This is a genomic window from Sphingomonas sp. CCH10-B3, assembly GCF_001556185.1.
Classification (GTDB): domain Bacteria; phylum Pseudomonadota; class Alphaproteobacteria; order Sphingomonadales; family Sphingomonadaceae; genus Sphingomonas; species Sphingomonas aquatica.
Genome location: NZ_LSIJ01000029.1, coordinates 17,596 through 32,979, shown reverse-complemented (window position 1 = coordinate 32,979; position 15,384 = coordinate 17,596). Strand labels below are relative to the sequence as shown.

The following is a 15,384-nucleotide window of genomic DNA, read 5'->3' as shown; positions in this document are numbered from 1 at the left end:
CGCCTCACGCCATTGCCGCGACCATCGCCTTTTCGGCGGCAACGATCGGCGCAAAGCTCGGCCGCGCCAGAATCGCCGCGATATAGGCCGCCGTCTTGGGCCAGCGCGCCGCGTCGATCGGGTCGCTGCAATGCGACAGATTGACGAACGGGCTCGCCACCGCGAGGTCGGCGAGCGTGATGCGATCCTCGACCAGGAAGCCGCTGTCGGGAATCATGCCTTCGAGATAATCGAGCAGCGGCGGCAATTCCTTGGCCTCGGCTTCGTCGGCCACCGCCAGATCGCCGTCACGCTTCAAGAATTTCGGCGCAACCAGGCGGTTAAAGAAGATCTTGCCCCCGCAAGCCACGAAAATCGTGTCCGAAAATTCCTCGAACCAGATCGTACGGGCACGGGCGATCGGGTCGGTCGGGATCAGATTCGGCTCCGGGAATTTGGCTTCGAGATAGGCGATGATCGCGGTCGAATCCGAAATCACGAAATCGCGGCCCGCATCGGCGCCGGGGTCGCGGAAAGCCGGCATTTTCCGGAACGGGCTGGCCTCGTAAAATTCGGGTGAGCCGCCGCCCAGCCCGGCGCGCTCGAGCGTCAGCTCGATGCCCTTTTCATGCGCGAAGGCCATGGTCTTGCGGACGAATGGGGACATGCTGTTGCCGTAAAGGATCATTGCGACTCTCCTGCTCCTGTTTCGCCCGATCTACGCCGTTCAGTTTCGATCGGCAACGCATCGACTCAGGCCAAAGCTTAACAGGGAAACCGGTAATGATCGGCGAGCCGGTCGAGCGCGAGGCCGAGCACGAGCTTGCCCGAACGGACGGGCCACCCCAGCGCTTTCTCGGCGATCGGCAGCCCTTCACACGCGCACACCACGCGCCACAATATGTCGCTCAGCCCCGGCCCGGCGGCAGCGATCGCTTCGCCGAAACGGCGCTTGGCGGCGATCTGCGCGAGGGTCGGATCGAGCGGCGCATCGGCGGCGCGGCGCCCGCGCGCAACCGGCGTCGCTTCCCAGCGCATCGTCACGCGCGGGCCAAGCTGGGCAGTTTCGTAATCGGCGCGCAGCCGCTCGCCTGCCTCGAACTGGCGCGCATCGACCATCCCGCGCGAGCGCAACCACGCCAGCGGCGATTCGGCAAGGTTCACGGTGACGCTGCGCGCGCGCCGCGCCGAGGCCGCCTTGCCTTCGGGCAGCAGCCCGCGGTCGTCGATCGTCCGTTCGGCAAGCTCGCGCATCGTTGTACCTCATTTGTTCCGATTCGCGAAGGCTATTGCCACAACGGCACCGATGTTGGAAAGTGAAAAAACCAGATGGGTTATAGGAGCGCGGGATGATCACGGCGATTCGCGAAGTGCGCCGCGCCAAGGGCATGACGCTTGACGATGTCGCCCGGGCCTGTGTGCCGCCCACGACGGCGCAGACGATCGGGCGGCTCGAAACCGGCACCAGAACTGTGTCGGTCGGCTGGCTCAACCGCATCGCTGCCGCGTTGGGCGTCGAAGCTGCCGATCTCGTTAAGCTGCCCGAATCGGCCGACATCGCCGTGGCGGCGATCCTCGACGCGAGCGGCGCGCACGCCCCGCGCCAGCCGGCCAGCGTCGTGCCGCCGCGCCCCGCCGCCGGGCTCGTCGCGATCACGGTCGCCGCCAGCATCGGGGATTATCGCAGTGGCGACGAAATCTGGGCTGAGCGGCTCGCCCCTGCTGATTTCGCGCGCGCGCTCAACCGCGACGTGCTGGTGCCGCGCCCCGCGGGTCGCTTCGTCTTCGCGCGGCTGATCGGGCGCGAGGCCCCGACGGGCGAGGATGCGCCCGGCAAGCTCCAGCTGCTGCCGCTCGGCGCGGGCGCACGGCAACAGGTGGTCGCCGACCCGGCATGGATCGCACAGGCCGTGCGGCTGGTCCGCAAGCTTTGAATGGTGGCCGGATGGTGGGCGATGACGGGCTCGAACCGCCGACATTCTCGGTGTAAACGAGACGCTCTACCAACTGAGCTAATCGCCCCCGCGCCGGGAGGCTGCTTCTAGCCGCTGCACCGCGTGCGTCAACTCACGCCGGAGCTGCGCCCAGTTTTCTCAGCGCTTGCCAATAACCGACCATCCCCGCCCGCGCGGCTGGCGAAAGCCTCAGAAAGGCGCGCCGCCGGTCGCCGGGATCGGGCTCGCGTTCGAACAGCCCGGCGTCGCTCATGCGACCGATCCAGCGCAGCGCCGTAGTAGGAGCGACGGCGGCGGCGATGCACAGGCTCGATACCGACACCCGCGCACGTTCGAGGTCGGCGGCGAACAGGTCGAGCAGCATATCCCACGCCGGATCCTCGAACAGCCCGCCGCCGAAGAATTGGTCGCGCAGCCGCCGTGCCCGGATCGCGCGGCGAATCTCGGCCGGGGCAATCGCGCTATCGTCGCGCTCGCCCGCGAAGGCCAAACTGCGATCGGCAAACCCCGACGGCTGCGGCGCGTGCCCGATCCGCGCCAGCAGATCGGCAATGCGCGCGACCTCGTCATTGAGCCGCCGCAGCCGCGCCGTTTCGGACTCGGGATCGCTCTCGCGCAGCCGCCCGCCACGTCGTCCCGCCAGCGCAACTGCCAAGGCGGCGGCGCGGTCGGCTGGCCCGGGGGCACATAAAAGCTGCGCGCGGCGGCCAAGCATCGCTGCGGCGACCTGATCGAGCTGGGTTTCGGGGAAGCTGACGATCACGGCGACGCCGCGCGCAGCCGGATCAGCGATCACCTCAAGCACGGCGCCGAGCAGCTCGGGGTCGGTCCCCGCGGTTTCGACCAGCAGCGCATCGGCATCGGGCTGATCGTCCAGCCCTGCCGCTGCATGAGTCAAATCGATCGTCGCAAGTTGCCGGGCGCCACTCGCCGCGATCGCCGTGGCGGCGGCGTCGACCGCGGCTGCACTGGCGATCAGTAGAGCAGTCGGTGCTGCCGCACCCCAATCATTCATCGCGTGCGATCAGTCGAGCGACTTGACGATGTCTTCGACCATCTTCTTGGCGTCGGCGAGCAGCATCATGGTATTGTCCATGTAGAAGACATCGTTGTCGACGCCGGCATAGCCCACGCCGCCCATCGACCGCTTGATGAACAGCACGGTCTTGGCCTTTTCGACGTCGAACACCGGCATGCCGTAAATCGGCGATCCTTTGTCGGTCTTGGCTGCCGGATTGACGACGTCGTTGGCGCCGATGATGAACGCGACATCGGTCTGCGCGAATTCGCTGTTGATGTCCTCGAGCTCGAACACTTCGTCATAGGGCACGCTGGCTTCGGCCAGCAGCACGTTCATATGCCCCGGCATGCGCCCGGCGACCGGGTGGATCGCGAACTTCACCTTGACGCCGTGTTCCTTCAGCTTGTCGGTCATCTCGCGCAGCACATGCTGTGCCTGCGCGACCGCCATGCCGTAGCCGGGGACGATGATGACCTGTTCGGCCTGCCCCATCAGGAAAGCTGCGTCCTCGGCGCTGCCGCGCTTCCACGGGCGCTGTTCCTTGGCGGCACCGCCGCCCGCGCCCGCCTCGGCACCGAAGCCGCCGGCGATCACGCTGATGAAGCTGCGGTTCATCGCCGCGCACATGATGTAGGACAGGATCGCGCCCGACGAGCCGACCAGCGCGCCGGTGATGATCATCGCGGTGTTGTGGAGCGTGAAGCCCATCGCCGCCGCTGCCCAGCCCGAATAGCTGTTGAGCATCGACACCACGACCGGCATGTCGGCGCCACCGATCGGGATGATCAGCAGGAAGCCGATCACGAAGCTGAGGATAGTGATCGTGAAGAACACCCAGGGGCTCTGGTCGGTCAGGAAATAGCCGACCAGCCCGAGGATCGCGGCCAGCGTGCCGAGATTGATCACGTGGCGCGCGGGCAGGATGATCGGCTTGCCGCTCATATTGCCGTTGAGCTTGGCAAAGGCGATCACCGATCCGCTGAAGGTGATCGCACCGATCGCGACGCCAAGGCCCAGCTCGACGCGGCTCTGAAGCAGAATCTTCCCGGCTTCGGCAATGCCGAACGCATCGGGGTTGAGATAGGCCGACATCCCGACCAGCACCGCCGCCAAGCCCACCAGCGAGTGGAAGGCAGCGACCAACTGCGGCATGTCGGTCATCTTGATGCGGCGGGCGGTCGCGATGCCGATGGCGGCCCCGATGCCGATCGCGACGAGGATTTCAGCAGCGGTGACGAAATCGATCGTCGATGCGTCGATGCGCGGCGCATGGACGATCAGCGTCGTCACCACCGCGATCGTCATGCCGATCATGCCGTTGCGGTTGCCGCGCTGGCTGGTCGCGGGGCTCGACAACCCGCGCAGCGCGAGGATGAAGCACACCCCCGCCACCAGATAGGCCAGTGCTGCCCAGGGATTTACCGCCATATGTTCCACGTTTTTCTACCCCTCTCGTCACCCCGGCCTTGCGCCGGGGTCCCGCTGTTCTTCCCGCTTGCACCAAAAAGCGGGACCCCGGGTCGAGCCCGGGGTGACGAAATCAATGTTTAGTCGCAGCCGCGGCCGGCTTGTCCTTCTTCTTGTACATCGCCAGCATGCGCTGGGTGACGGCAAAGCCGCCGAAGATGTTGACGCTCGCCAGGACGACCGCGAGCAGCCCCAGCCATTTTGAGGTTGCCCCGCCGCTGCCGATGCCGGCCGCCGCACTCGCGATCAGCGCGCCAACGATGATCACCGACGAAATTGCATTGGTGACGGCCATCAGCGGCGTGTGCAGCGCCGGCGTCACCGACCAGACGACGTAATAGCCGACGAAACACGCCATGACGAAAATCGAAAGGGTTGAGATGAAGTCCATCGGTCAAGACACCTGATGAAATCCTCCCCCACTGGGGGAGGTGGCAGCGCGTAGCGCTGACGGTGGGGGAACAGTGGCGCAGTGGCGAACAATCGCGTCGGCTGCGCCTGCCACGTCATTGAGGACATCGACAGCGGACAATCTCAGGACATCGATTTTTTGTGCATGCAGCCACGCTTCGCGACGATCATCGCGTGCGGGGCGATCGCCCAGATCATGGGCGATACCGTCAATCTCGACCGCGAGGCGCTTTTCTGCACAATAGAAGTCGACGACAAAATCGCCGACCGGGTGTTGTTTGCGGAACTTCAGGCCCAGCGGTTTGCCACGAAGATGATTCCACAGCAGAACTTCCGGGAGGGACATGGTCCTACGGAGGCGACGGGCTGCTGCGAGCGCTTCGGGCGTGTGATCTTCCACGCTACGCCCCCACCGTCAGCGCTTCGCGCTGCCACCTCCCCCAGCGGGGGAGGATTGGCAGGACAACCGACAGCGTCACGCCAGCAACCTCTCGCTCACAACCTTGCCGCCTTGCGTCAGCCGCACGGCGTTGCCGATTTCTTCGTCGAGCACGGGCTTGCCCGCTTCCTTGTCCCAGAAGGTCGAGAGAAAGTTGAACAGGTTGCGCGCGAACAGCGCCGAGGCGTCGGCGGGCAGGCGGCTGGCGACATTTCGGTGACCGACCAGCTTCACGCCGTGGACCTCGACCACGTCGCCCGCCACCGACCCCTCGACGTTGCCGCCGCTTTCTACCGCCAGGTCGACGATCACGCTGCCCGGCCGCATCGTCGCGATCTGCGCATCGCTGATCAGCCGCGGCGCCGGGCGGCCGGGGATCAGCGCAGTGGTGATGACGATGTCCTGCTTGGCGATGTGCGACGATACCAGCTCGGCCTGCGCTGCCTGATATTCGGGGCTCATCTCGGTCGCATAGCCGCCCGATCCCTCGCCCTCGATGCCTTTCACATTCTCGACGAAGATCGGCTTCGCACCCAGCGACAGAATCTGCTCCTTGGTCGCCGATCGCACGTCGGTGGCCGATACCTGCGCGCCGAGCCGCCGCGCCGTCGCGATTGCCTGAAGCCCCGCGACGCCGACCCCCATCACGAACACCCGCGCGGCCGACACCGTGCCCGCCGCCGTCATCATCATCGGGAAAGCCCGGCCATATTCGGCGGCGGCATCGAGCACCGCCTTGTAACCGGCAAGGTTCGCCTGGCTCGACAATATGTCCATCGACTGCGCGCGAGTGATGCGCGGCATGAATTCCATCGCCAGCGCTTCGAAGCCCGCAGCGGCATAAGCATCGACGCGCGCGCGCTCGACGAAGGGATTAAGGCTGGCGACGATCCAAGCGCCGGGCGCAGCGCCGCTCAGGCTCGCCGGATCGGGACCCTGCACGCCAAGCAGGATGTCGGCGCCCGCGACCGTCGCGGCGCGATCGGCGACCGTCGCCCCCGCTTCGGCGAACTGCGCGTCGCTGATCGCGGCCTGCTCGCCCGCGCCCGCCTCGACCGCGACACTGGCGCCAAGACCGACGAATTTCTTGACCGTCTCGGGCGTTGCCGCCACGCGCCGCTCGCCCGCCTGCTGCTCCTTCAGGACCGCGATCTTCATGCGCAGGCTAGCGCTTGATCAGCAGGATGACGAAGAACGTCAGCACCGCCGACGCGGCCGCGCCATATTTCAGCAACCCCACCACAAAATTATAGGTCGCACGGTGCGAATCGATATTGCCGTTGCCGGTCATCAGCCCCTCCGTTCGGTCATGTTTATGTCTCGACCCTTAACCGCGCCTCCCCGACTCCTCAAGCCCCGCGCGGTTTAAGGCCGCCTTTACTCCCGGGCATTAAGGTTACCCGCTGAATGGGGATGAGACAGGTGCCATGACGCGCAACGGCCAGCGGTTGCTGATGCTGATCGACGACGAACCGGCCCAGCGGCGGCTGGTGTCGGCGCTCGCCGCGCGCGCGGGCTGGCGCTCGGTTTTTGCCAACGACGCCGAAATGGCGATTGCGATGCTCGGCACGCAGGACGGGATGCAGCTCGATTGCATCCTGCTCGATCACTGGGCCGATGAAGGCGCCGCCGCCACGCTGATCTGCGAACTGCGTGGACGCCGCCCGCAGCTGCCGATTCTGGTGCTGACCGCCAATGGCTCGGTCAGTCATGCGGTGAGCGCGATGCGCAGCGGCGCGACCGATTTCCTCGTCAAGCCGCTGGCGCCCGAACGGCTGATCGCCGCCCTCGACGCCGCCGTCAGTGGCGTCGGCACCGGCGAGCTGCGCCCGCTGACCGAAAAGATCGCGGCGCCGCTGGGCTTCGACGAGATCGTCGGCTCCGAACCCAAATTCCGCGCCGCGCTCGCAATCGCTGCCAAGGCGGCACGCGCGCGGGTGCCGGTGCTGATCGAAGGCGAAAGCGGCGTCGGCAAGGAAGTGGTGGCCGAGGCGATCCACGCCGCGTCGCCCCGCGCCCGCAAGCCGATGCTTGCCGTCAACTGCGGTGCAATCCCGGCGAACCTCGTCGAAAGCGAGCTGTTCGGGCACGAGAAAGGCGCTTTCACCGGCGCCTTCGAGCGCAAGATCGGCCGCTTTGCGCAGGCCGACGGCTCGACGATCTTCCTCGACGAAATCGGCGAGATGCCGCTCGAAGCGCAGGTCAAGCTGCTGCGTGTGCTCGAAAGCGGTGAAGTCCAGCCGATCGGCGCGCGCCACCCGCGCGAAGTCGATGTCCGCATCGTCGCCGCCACCAACAAGAAATTGCTCGATGAAGTTGAAGCCGGGCGTTTCCGCGAGGATCTCTACTACCGGCTCAACGTCGTGCAGGTGACGATCCCGCCCTTGCGCGAGCGAGCAAGCGACATTCCTGCGCTCGCGCGGCATTTGATGGCCCGGATCGCACAGCAACCGGGGTTACGACCGATCGGGATTACCGATGCCGCGCTCCAGCTGCTCGTCGACTACGACTGGCCGGGCAATGTCCGCCAGCTCCAAAATGCGCTGTTCCGTGCCGCTGTGCTGTGCGATGCGACCGCGCTGACCCCCGCCGATTTCCCGCAGATCGCGAGCCTGGGCGAGCGCCGCACGCTGCCCCACAGCACCGCCGCCACGCCCGCCAGCGGCGGCGTCACCCTCTTCCGCCCCGACGGCAACATGCGCCCGCTCGAGGAAATCGAAGCCGATGTGATTCGCCTCGCGATCGGCCACTACCGCGGCCGCATGACGGAGGTTGCGCGACGGCTGGGGATCGGTCGGTCGACGCTTTACCGAAAGCTCGGCGAACTGGGCATCGACAACGCGGCTTAGCGTCCCACCAGCGCTGCATCGCGCATCCCGCGCCACACGCGCACGGCCTGCACCGTTTCCGAGACGTCATGCACGCGCAGCAACTGCACCCCTGCCTCGGCGCCTTTCAGCGCGAGCGCGAGGCTGCCGCCGAGCCGCTCGCTGACCGGTGCCTCGCCCGACAGCGCGCCGATGATGCGCTTGCGGCTGGCGCCGAGCATGATCGGACAGCCGAGCCCGTGGAACAGCGCCAGACCGTTGAGCAGCGCGAGGTTGTCGGTAAGCGCCTTGCCGAAGCCGATGCCGGGATCGACGATGATCTTCGCCCGGTCGATGCCCGCCGCGACCGCTGCGGCGATGCGCGCTTCGAGCCAGTCGAAGGTCTCGATCAGCGGATTATCATAGCCCTTCCCGCCGTGCGGTCCCTTCGCCGGATCAGGCGAGTGCATCAGCACCACCGGCACCCCGGCCCCGGCCACCACTTCGGCCGAGCGGCTGTCCCACAATAGCGCCGACACGTCGTTGACCATCGCCGCCCCACCCGCGAGCGCGGCCTCCATCACCGCCGCCTTGCGCGTGTCGATCGAGACCGGCGCGGTGCGCGCGAGCCGATCGACGACCGGGGCAATGCGCTTGATCTCGTCGCCTTCCCAGACCAGCGGCGCGCCGGGGCGGGTCGATTCACCGCCAAGGTCGATCAGCGCCGCGCCCCTGGCGATCATGTCGAACCCGGCTTCTGCCGCGGCCTGCGGGTCATCCTCGAGCTTGCCGCCGTCGGAGAAGCTGTCCGGCGTCACGTTGAGGATGCCGACGACATGCGGCTGGTCGAAGCGCAGCACGCGATCGCCAAGCGTGATTGGCGCGCGCGGCGCGGTGATCGCGGTATGGAGCGCGGCGGCGCGTTCGTTGTCGCGCGCGAGGGTGGCTTCGAACTCGGCGATGGCGACAGTGCGCTTGGCCCCGCCCTCGATTACCTCATAGGCGGCGAACCACTGCATGCCGCCCGCGAGCCGCGCGACTTCGCCATCGCGGCCAATGGGCGAATCGACGAACTGGACGGGGCGGAGGTGGAGCGATGCCATCGAAGCCTCGTCTTGCTTGACCGTCAGGGCTGCGTCGCCAGCAGATACAGCTGACGCAGCGTATCAATCGGCTTCAGCTCGCCGGCGTGCTCATAATGCCAGAAGGTCCAGCCGTTGCACGCGGGCGCGCCTTGGAGCAGCGACCCGAGCTTGTGGATTGACCCGCTCTCGCCGCCCGGCGCCAGCACCGATCCGTCGGCGCGCACCACGGCGCGATAGCGGCGCTTGGCATCGCTCAACACGGTGCCGGCGGGCAGCATCCCGTTCTCGACGATCGTCCCGAAGGCGACGCGCGGGGCCGACTTGGGCGACTGCATCGTCGCCAGCGCCGATTCGTCGAGCGGAAGTGCAGCGGCAATACGCTCCTCGGCAGCGTCGATATAGACACCCTCGCGCTCGATTCCGATCCAGCGCCGCCCCAGCCGCTTGGCGACCGCCCCCGTGGTGCCGGTGCCGAAAAACGGATCGAGCACGACATCGCCGGGCTTCGTGCACGCCAGCAGGATGCGGTAGAGCAATGCCTCGGGCTTTTGCGTCGGGTGGACTTTCACGCCGTCGCGCTTCAACCGCTCGGGGCCGCCGCATACCGGGAATTCCCAGTCGCTGCGCATCTGTAGCTCGTCGTTCAGTGTCTTCATGCTGCGATAGTTGAAGGTGTAGCGCGCCTTCTCGCCCATCGACGCCCAGATCAGCGTTTCATGCGCGTTGGTGAAGCGCGTGCCCTTGAAATTGGGCATCGGGTTCGATTTGCGCCACACGATGTCGTTCAGGATCCAGTATCCCAGATCTTGGATCGCCGCGCCGACCTTGAAGATGTTGTGATAGCTGCCGATCACCCAGATCGTGCCGTCGTCCTTCAGGATGCGCTTCGCCTCGGCAAGCCAGGCGCGGGTGAAGCGGTCATAGGCGGCAAGGCTGTCGAACTTGTCCCATGCATCGGTGACGGCATCGACATGGCTGCCATCGGGGCGCGAGAGGTCGCCGCCGAGCTGGAGGTTGTAGGGCGGATCGGCGAAGATCATGTCGACCGACTTCGCGGGCAGCTCGCGCATCGCTGCGATGCAATCGCCGCGAATGATCGCGTCCAGCGGGAGCGTGACCGCGGGTGCGGCGCTGCGCTTAACCTTTTCGATTACCCCCATCGACCAGCCCCCGCCTGAAACAGCGCGCATCCGTGGCCGAAACGCAGCCACCGTCAAGCAAAGAATGGTTAACGAAAATCCTTGCGAATCCGTTAACTTGGCGGAACATTTGCGGACATGACCAGATGTTGAGTCCGCGAGTTATCCACAGCCGCTATTAGCTGCGGTGTGGCGCGGAAGACTCACCCGCAACGGGCTTGCGATTTTTCCATACAGCGCGCGACCGGCGCAAAGCTTCGCCGGTGCAGCGGCGTGGGGCCCAGCGTTTCGAGCGCCGCCAGGTGCACCGCCGCGCCATAGCCCTTGTTCGAGGCCCAGCCATAGCCGGGGTGCGTGCGGTCGGCCTCGATCATCATCGCGTCGCGCGTGGTCTTGGCGATGATCGAGGCGGCGGAGATGCACGGCTCGGTCGCATCGCCGCCGATGATCGCACGGGCAGGCCAGTGCCAGTTGGGGCAGCGATTGCCGTCGACCAGCACCTCGCGGATGTCGACCGTCAGCGCGGCGACCGCGCGCTCCATTGCCAGCATCGTCGCCCAGAGGATGTTGAGTTCGTCGATTTCCTCGACGCTCGCGATGCCGACGCCGACGTGGCAGTGGCGCCGGATCGCTTCGGCCAGCCGTTCGCGCTGGAGGGCGGTGAGCTTCTTGCTGTCCGCCAGCCCCACGATGCCGTCAGGGCACAGCACGACTGCCGCCGCTACCACGGGCCCCGCGAGCGGCCCGCGCCCGGCTTCGTCGACGCCTGCGATCACCTCGCCAGCCGCCACGGCGGGAACCGCCTGTTCTCGTCGGCCTGATAGAGGCAGATCGCATTGCCCGCCGGATCGGTGAGCCGCGCCTCGCGCCACAGCCATTCCTGCTCGGTCGGCAGATGGTCGAACACGACGCCCGCCGCCAGCAACCGCGCGACTTCGGCATCGAGGTCTTCGCATTCGAAGAAGATCGTCGGCGCCGCGCCATGCTCGACCGAGAGTGTCGCGCCGCCCGCAGCCTCGAAGCGGGCATAATGGCCGTCCTCGGTATCGACGATCTGCGTGAGGCCGAGCGTGCGGTAGAAGGCCTCCGACCCCGCCGCCATTGGCACCGTCACCTGATTGAGCCGCACGCCGGGGCCAAGATCGAGCCGCACTTTCTGATGCCCCATCGGCCCATGCCCGCCGCCGAATCCCGGCGCATCCTTGAGCGCGATCCGCACGAACTGGCGCGCACGAGCCACGGCGGCCTGCAGTGGATAGCCATAAGCGAGGTAGGTCGCGATCGCCGAGGCAAGCGTGCAGCCGGTGCCGTGGGTGCTGGTGGTTTCGATACGCTTCGCCGTCCAATCGATGTTATCGCCTTCCAGCCCGAAAAGCGTATCAGTGATCTCGTCCCCGGCTGCATCGCCCCCCTTATAGAGGATCGGTACGCCGCGATCGGTGAAGCCCGGGATATCGAAGAGAATACGCGCTTCGTGATGGTTGGGCGTAACCAGACTGGCGAACGGCATCAGCCTGCCTACTATGGCCCTGGCCACCGAGGTGTCGGCCAATGCGTCACCGCTGGTCGCGACGAGCACCGGATCGAGCACCACCGGCACTGGCATTCGCGTGCCGGGAAGCCATCGTTCGGGCGGCCCGCGCCAGGCCAGCAGCACGCCAGCAACAATCCGGACGACCTCCTCATTGGGCAACATCCCGATCTTGATCGCGTCCACGCCAATGTCGTCGAGCACCGAGGCCATTTGCTCGGCGACCACATCGGGCGAAACCGGAGCAACGAGCTGCACCCCAAGCGTATTCTGCGCGGTGATCGCCGTCACCGCCGTCATCGCGTGGCCGCCGAGCATCGTCACCGTCTTGATGTCGGCTTGAATGCCGGCACCACCGCCGGAATCCGAGCCGGCGATAATCAGGATGCGCGGCGTCACAGTTTCGCGATCACGACTGGAACTTGCGCGCACTGCTCGCCGGATATTGCTTCAGCGCCTTGCCCGTGCGCGTCGGGCGATCGAGCAACTCACCCCCGCAATTGGGGCAGCGCTCGTCGAGCGCATCGGCGCATTCGGCGCAAAAGCTGCACTCGAACGAACAGATGAACGCGCCGGGCGCGTCGGCGGGCAGATCGGCCCCGCAACGTTCGCAATCCGGGCGCATCTCGAGCATCAGGCGCCGCCCTTCACCTCGAAATCGACCGCGATGTTGCCGCGCGTCGCGTTCGAATAGGGGCAGACCTGATGCGCGTCATGGACGAGCTTTTCGGCCGCCGCCTGATCGAGCGTCGGCAGGGTGACGACATGCTTGACCGCAAGGCCAAAGCCCACGCCATTGTCGTTGGGGCCGATCGAGACATGCCCCTCAACCGTCGAATCGCCGATGTCGAGCTTCTGGCTGCGCGCGACGAACATCATCGCCGACTGGAAACACGCCGCATAGCCCGCCGCGAACAGCTGTTCGGGATTGGTCGCCGCGCCGCCGGGGCCACCCATTGCCTTGGGCGTCGCAGTGTCGAGATCGAGCACGCCATCATCGCTGGTGACATGGCCCTGACGGCCCCCATGCGCGGTGGCAACGGCAGTATAGAGCGTTTTCATGGGGTGAGCCCCTTTCTGGAGGGATGGCGGTGATGCGGGAGCTATAGCGCGGATTGGCGGCGGGGTGGAGGGGGCGTTGGGGAGGTGACGGCTTTGCGTCTCATCACCCGTCATCAGGGCGACTTAGCATCAATACCAAAATCAGCCTCTGGTCTGGCAGGTTAGGGCCTACGGCCTGCAGGGATAGCTCTCGGAACTTAACCCCGCGCCGCCTTTGCAAATCCTTCCCGGACCGCCGCGAACATATCATCCATCGCGGTGGCGATCGGCGGTGGTGTCGTGGCGAGCGTCCCGCCAGCGAGCGGCGGCTCGGGGTGATATTCGGCCTGCAGCATCAGCGCCTGCGCATAGGGCGCGCCGCGGAGCCGCGCGACGATGGCAAGCGCGAAGTCGAGCCCGGCGGAAACGCCTGCGCCCGTCACGACACTGCAGTCGGTGACCACGCGGGCATCAACAGGGGTCGCGCCGACCCGGGTCAGCAAGGGCCGGGTCACCCAATGCGAAGTCGCGCGCTTGCCCTTCAGCAGCCCCGCCTTGCCGAGCAGCATCGAGCCGGTGCAGACGCTGGTGACGAGCTTGGCGCGTGCGCCGCGATCCGCTAGCCAACCGGTGATCCTTTTGTCGTCCATTGCCGCGATCGTGCCGGTGGTGCCCCCGGGGACGAACAGCAGGTCGAGATTGCGGGGCACGCTGTCGAGCGTCGCGGTCGGCTGGATCGCAAGGCCGAGGTCGGAAGGCACGGCCGCATGCGGCGTACCGGTCGTCACCAGATGCACCGTCGCTCCCATCATGCACGCGAAGAAATAATGCGGGCCGACGAGATCGAGCACAGTGAACCCCGGATAGAGCAGCATCGCGACCTTTTCATCGCCGTGCATCTTCATGCCCGGGATCGCCATCAAATCGGCATGCGCGGCGCCATCCTGCGCAACGGCAGCGACCGCGCGTTCGAGCGCGAGGAACGGGGAAAGCGCCGCTGCGCCTGCCATGCCGCCCAGCAGCATTCGTCGGTCAATCGTCACGGTCTTTCTCCCTTGCTGCAAAGGCCGCGCTGCCGTCCCATGACGGCAAAGCCCTGTGAACCCAATCCAGTCACCGCCCGATCGGTCACCGCGCCGCGCGAACCGACCGCTCGCGCTGCGTCAAGCCGATCACGCCGACCACCAGCAGCGACGCCCCGACGAGCGGGAACAGCAACGCCATGACTAGGCCCGTGGCGATGAGCGGCCCGGGCAGCCGATCGCCCGCTTGCCGGGGCGGGACGCCGAGCGTGCCGGGCGCGCGACGCTTCCACCATGCCGCCAATCCCGCGATCACCGCCCCGATGATCGCGAGGCAGAACGCCAGATTGACGAGCTGGTTGGCGAGGCCGAACTGGCGGCCCATGTGCGTCATCACGCCCCATTCGATGGCCTTTGCCGCCGGGCTGTAATCGGCCCAGCCGACGTCGCCGATCACCCGGCCATTGCCCGGATCGACATAGAGGGTGCGTTGCCCCTCGGCCTTGTCGGGCAGGTAGTTGATCATGAAGACATCGCCGGCGCCGCGCGGATAGAAGATGCGGATACCCGGCCCCCAGCGCGACTGATCGAGCATCGGCAGCAACGCCTCGACTTCGGCGATTCCCACCGCGCGGCCACCGGACCCCGCAGGCGGCATGCTGTGGCGGATCGTCCAGGGGATGCCCGCGTCGGCCCGGTGCTCGGCATGCGGATCGACCACCGGCGCCTGCGCCGCTACCGCGGCCACCGGCTGTGGTGCCGGCGCCCCGAAGTTCGGCGACGGCGCGACGAACGGGATGCTCTGGCCGATCCGGGAAAGTTGATCGCCCCAAAATACCGACCAGGGCAGCCCGCTCAGCACCAGAAAGCCGAGGAACAGCGCCACGAACACCGATGGCACCGCGTGCAGATCACGCCAGAAAATCCGCCCCTTGGCGCTCAGCCGGGGCACGAAAACTCCGGCGATTTGCCACGTTCTCGGCCACCACAGGACCAGCCCCGAGACGATCATCGCGAGCGTCCAGCAAGCGGCAAGCTCGACGAGATAGCGCCCCCAGGGCTCGAGCATCAGCCCGGCATGCAGCCGCCGGGCCATGTCGAGCGGTTGATACGCCGGATCGACCACGCCCGTCACCCGCACGCGATAGGGATCGACATAGGCCTTGCGCGCAGCCCCGCTCGCCAGCGTGATCCCCCATTCGCTTGCTTCCCCCGCATCGTGCGGAATCCGGACCTGACGGATCGACGCGCCCGGAAAAGCGGCGCGCACCGCCGCTTCCTGCCGGGCAAGCGGCGCGGCTCGCCCGGCAGGATTGATCTGCGAATAGCGCGCGTTCCACCAGCCCTCGATCTCGCGATCGAACAGATAGAGCGCGCCGGTCGCCGCCAGCACGATCATTACCGGGGCCACCAACAGGCCGACATAGAAATGCCAGCGCCAGATCGTGCGGTGGTGTGCGGGGGAAAGCGTTGCCATCGCTCCAGTC

18 protein-coding genes and 1 tRNA gene are annotated in these 15,384 nt (G+C 66.7%); 2 read left to right on the top strand and 17 right to left on the bottom strand.

Annotated elements, in window-relative coordinates; genetic code table 11:
- Window positions 1-4: 4 nt before the first annotated feature.
- Both AX672_RS06700 and AX672_RS06695 read right to left on the bottom strand, forming a co-directional pair.
- Window positions 5-667: a glutathione S-transferase family protein gene (locus AX672_RS06700; RefSeq protein WP_066650201.1), complete on the bottom strand. Its 663-nt coding sequence runs from the start codon at window positions 665-667 to the stop codon at window positions 5-7.
- A gap of 77 nt (window positions 668-744) precedes the next feature.
- The gene (locus AX672_RS06695) at window positions 745-1,233 is read right to left on the bottom strand and encodes a DUF6456 domain-containing protein (protein ID WP_066650199.1); all 489 of its coding nucleotides are present in this window, start codon (window positions 1,231-1,233) and stop codon (window positions 745-747) included.
- A gap of 95 nt (window positions 1,234-1,328) precedes the next feature.
- Between AX672_RS06695 and AX672_RS06690 the strand changes: the two genes are divergently transcribed.
- On the top strand, window positions 1,329-1,913 hold the full coding sequence (locus AX672_RS06690) for a helix-turn-helix domain-containing protein (RefSeq protein ID WP_066650197.1): 585 nt from the start codon (window positions 1,329-1,331) through the stop codon (window positions 1,911-1,913).
- Between the two features lie 12 nt (window positions 1,914-1,925).
- Here AX672_RS06690 and AX672_RS06685 read toward each other — a convergent pair.
- The 7 genes from AX672_RS06685 to AX672_RS18175 all read right to left on the bottom strand — a co-directional run bounded on the left by AX672_RS06685 (window position 1,926) and on the right by AX672_RS18175 (window position 6,563).
- Window positions 1,926-2,001, bottom strand: a tRNA-Val gene (locus AX672_RS06685).
- Between the two features lie 45 nt (window positions 2,002-2,046).
- Window positions 2,047-2,949, bottom strand: a complete 903-nt coding sequence (locus AX672_RS06680; RefSeq protein WP_066650194.1) for a MarR family transcriptional regulator — start codon at window positions 2,947-2,949, stop codon at window positions 2,047-2,049.
- A 9-nt stretch (window positions 2,950-2,958) separates the two neighbouring features.
- Window positions 2,959-4,383: an NAD(P)(+) transhydrogenase (Re/Si-specific) subunit beta gene (locus AX672_RS06675; RefSeq protein ID WP_372587559.1), complete on the bottom strand. Its 1,425-nt coding sequence runs from the start codon at window positions 4,381-4,383 to the stop codon at window positions 2,959-2,961.
- A gap of 112 nt (window positions 4,384-4,495) precedes the next feature.
- Window positions 4,496-4,813: a proton-translocating transhydrogenase family protein gene (locus AX672_RS06670; RefSeq protein WP_066650189.1), complete on the bottom strand. Its 318-nt coding sequence runs from the start codon at window positions 4,811-4,813 to the stop codon at window positions 4,496-4,498.
- A 3-nt stretch (window positions 4,814-4,816) separates the two neighbouring features.
- A complete protein-coding gene (locus AX672_RS18180; protein WP_231731185.1) occupies window positions 4,817-5,233 on the bottom strand; it encodes an endonuclease domain-containing protein in 417 nt (138 codons plus the stop codon).
- Between the two features lie 75 nt (window positions 5,234-5,308).
- On the bottom strand, window positions 5,309-6,430 hold the full coding sequence (locus AX672_RS06665; protein ID WP_066650187.1) for an NAD(P) transhydrogenase subunit alpha: 1,122 nt from the start codon (window positions 6,428-6,430) through the stop codon (window positions 5,309-5,311).
- 7 nt (window positions 6,431-6,437) lie between these two features.
- Window positions 6,438-6,563 carry an aa3-type cytochrome c oxidase subunit IV gene (locus AX672_RS18175; protein ID WP_082730421.1) on the bottom strand — a complete coding sequence of 42 codons (126 nt, stop codon included), beginning with the start codon at window positions 6,561-6,563 and terminating at the stop codon, window positions 6,438-6,440.
- Window positions 6,564-6,699: 136 nt separating this feature from the next.
- Between AX672_RS18175 and AX672_RS06660 the strand changes: the two genes are divergently transcribed.
- Window positions 6,700-8,121 carry a sigma-54-dependent transcriptional regulator gene (locus AX672_RS06660; RefSeq protein ID WP_066650185.1) on the top strand — a complete coding sequence of 474 codons (1,422 nt, stop codon included), beginning with the start codon at window positions 6,700-6,702 and terminating at the stop codon, window positions 8,119-8,121.
- Here the strand turns inward: AX672_RS06660 and folP are convergent.
- The 8 genes from folP to AX672_RS06620 all read right to left on the bottom strand — a co-directional run bounded on the left by folP (window position 8,118) and on the right by AX672_RS06620 (window position 15,374).
- Complete coding sequence (folP, locus tag AX672_RS06655) at window positions 8,118-9,182, bottom strand: dihydropteroate synthase (protein ID WP_066650183.1); 1,065 nt, start codon at window positions 9,180-9,182, stop codon at window positions 8,118-8,120. The genes AX672_RS06660 and folP overlap by 4 nt on opposite strands.
- 23 nt (window positions 9,183-9,205) lie before the next feature.
- A complete protein-coding gene (locus AX672_RS06650) occupies window positions 9,206-10,324 on the bottom strand; it encodes a site-specific DNA-methyltransferase (RefSeq protein WP_066650181.1) in 1,119 nt (372 codons plus the stop codon).
- Between the two features lie 182 nt (window positions 10,325-10,506).
- Window positions 10,507-11,094, bottom strand: coding sequence for a ribonuclease HII (locus tag AX672_RS06645; protein ID WP_066650179.1), 588 nt, complete (start codon window positions 11,092-11,094; stop codon window positions 10,507-10,509).
- Window positions 11,076-12,233: a bifunctional hydroxymethylpyrimidine kinase/phosphomethylpyrimidine kinase gene (thiD, locus tag AX672_RS06640; protein WP_066650177.1), complete on the bottom strand. Its 1,158-nt coding sequence runs from the start codon at window positions 12,231-12,233 to the stop codon at window positions 11,076-11,078. The genes AX672_RS06645 and thiD overlap by 19 nt, the downstream gene beginning before the upstream one ends.
- 10 nt (window positions 12,234-12,243) lie before the next feature.
- Window positions 12,244-12,468, bottom strand: coding sequence for a DUF1272 domain-containing protein (locus AX672_RS06635; protein ID WP_066650175.1), 225 nt, complete (start codon window positions 12,466-12,468; stop codon window positions 12,244-12,246).
- A complete protein-coding gene (locus AX672_RS06630) occupies window positions 12,468-12,896 on the bottom strand; it encodes an organic hydroperoxide resistance protein (RefSeq protein ID WP_066650173.1) in 429 nt (142 codons plus the stop codon). The genes AX672_RS06635 and AX672_RS06630 overlap by 1 nt, the downstream gene beginning before the upstream one ends.
- Window positions 12,897-13,093: 197 nt before the next feature.
- Entirely contained in the window at window positions 13,094-13,918 is an 825-nt protein-coding gene (locus tag AX672_RS06625) for a DJ-1/PfpI family protein (RefSeq protein WP_202189263.1), read from the bottom strand.
- A gap of 85 nt (window positions 13,919-14,003) precedes the next feature.
- Window positions 14,004-15,374 (bottom strand): PepSY-associated TM helix domain-containing protein, encoded by a 1,371-nt coding sequence (locus AX672_RS06620; RefSeq protein ID WP_066650171.1) that lies wholly within the window; start codon window positions 15,372-15,374, stop codon window positions 14,004-14,006.
- Window positions 15,375-15,384 lie beyond the last annotated feature (10 nt).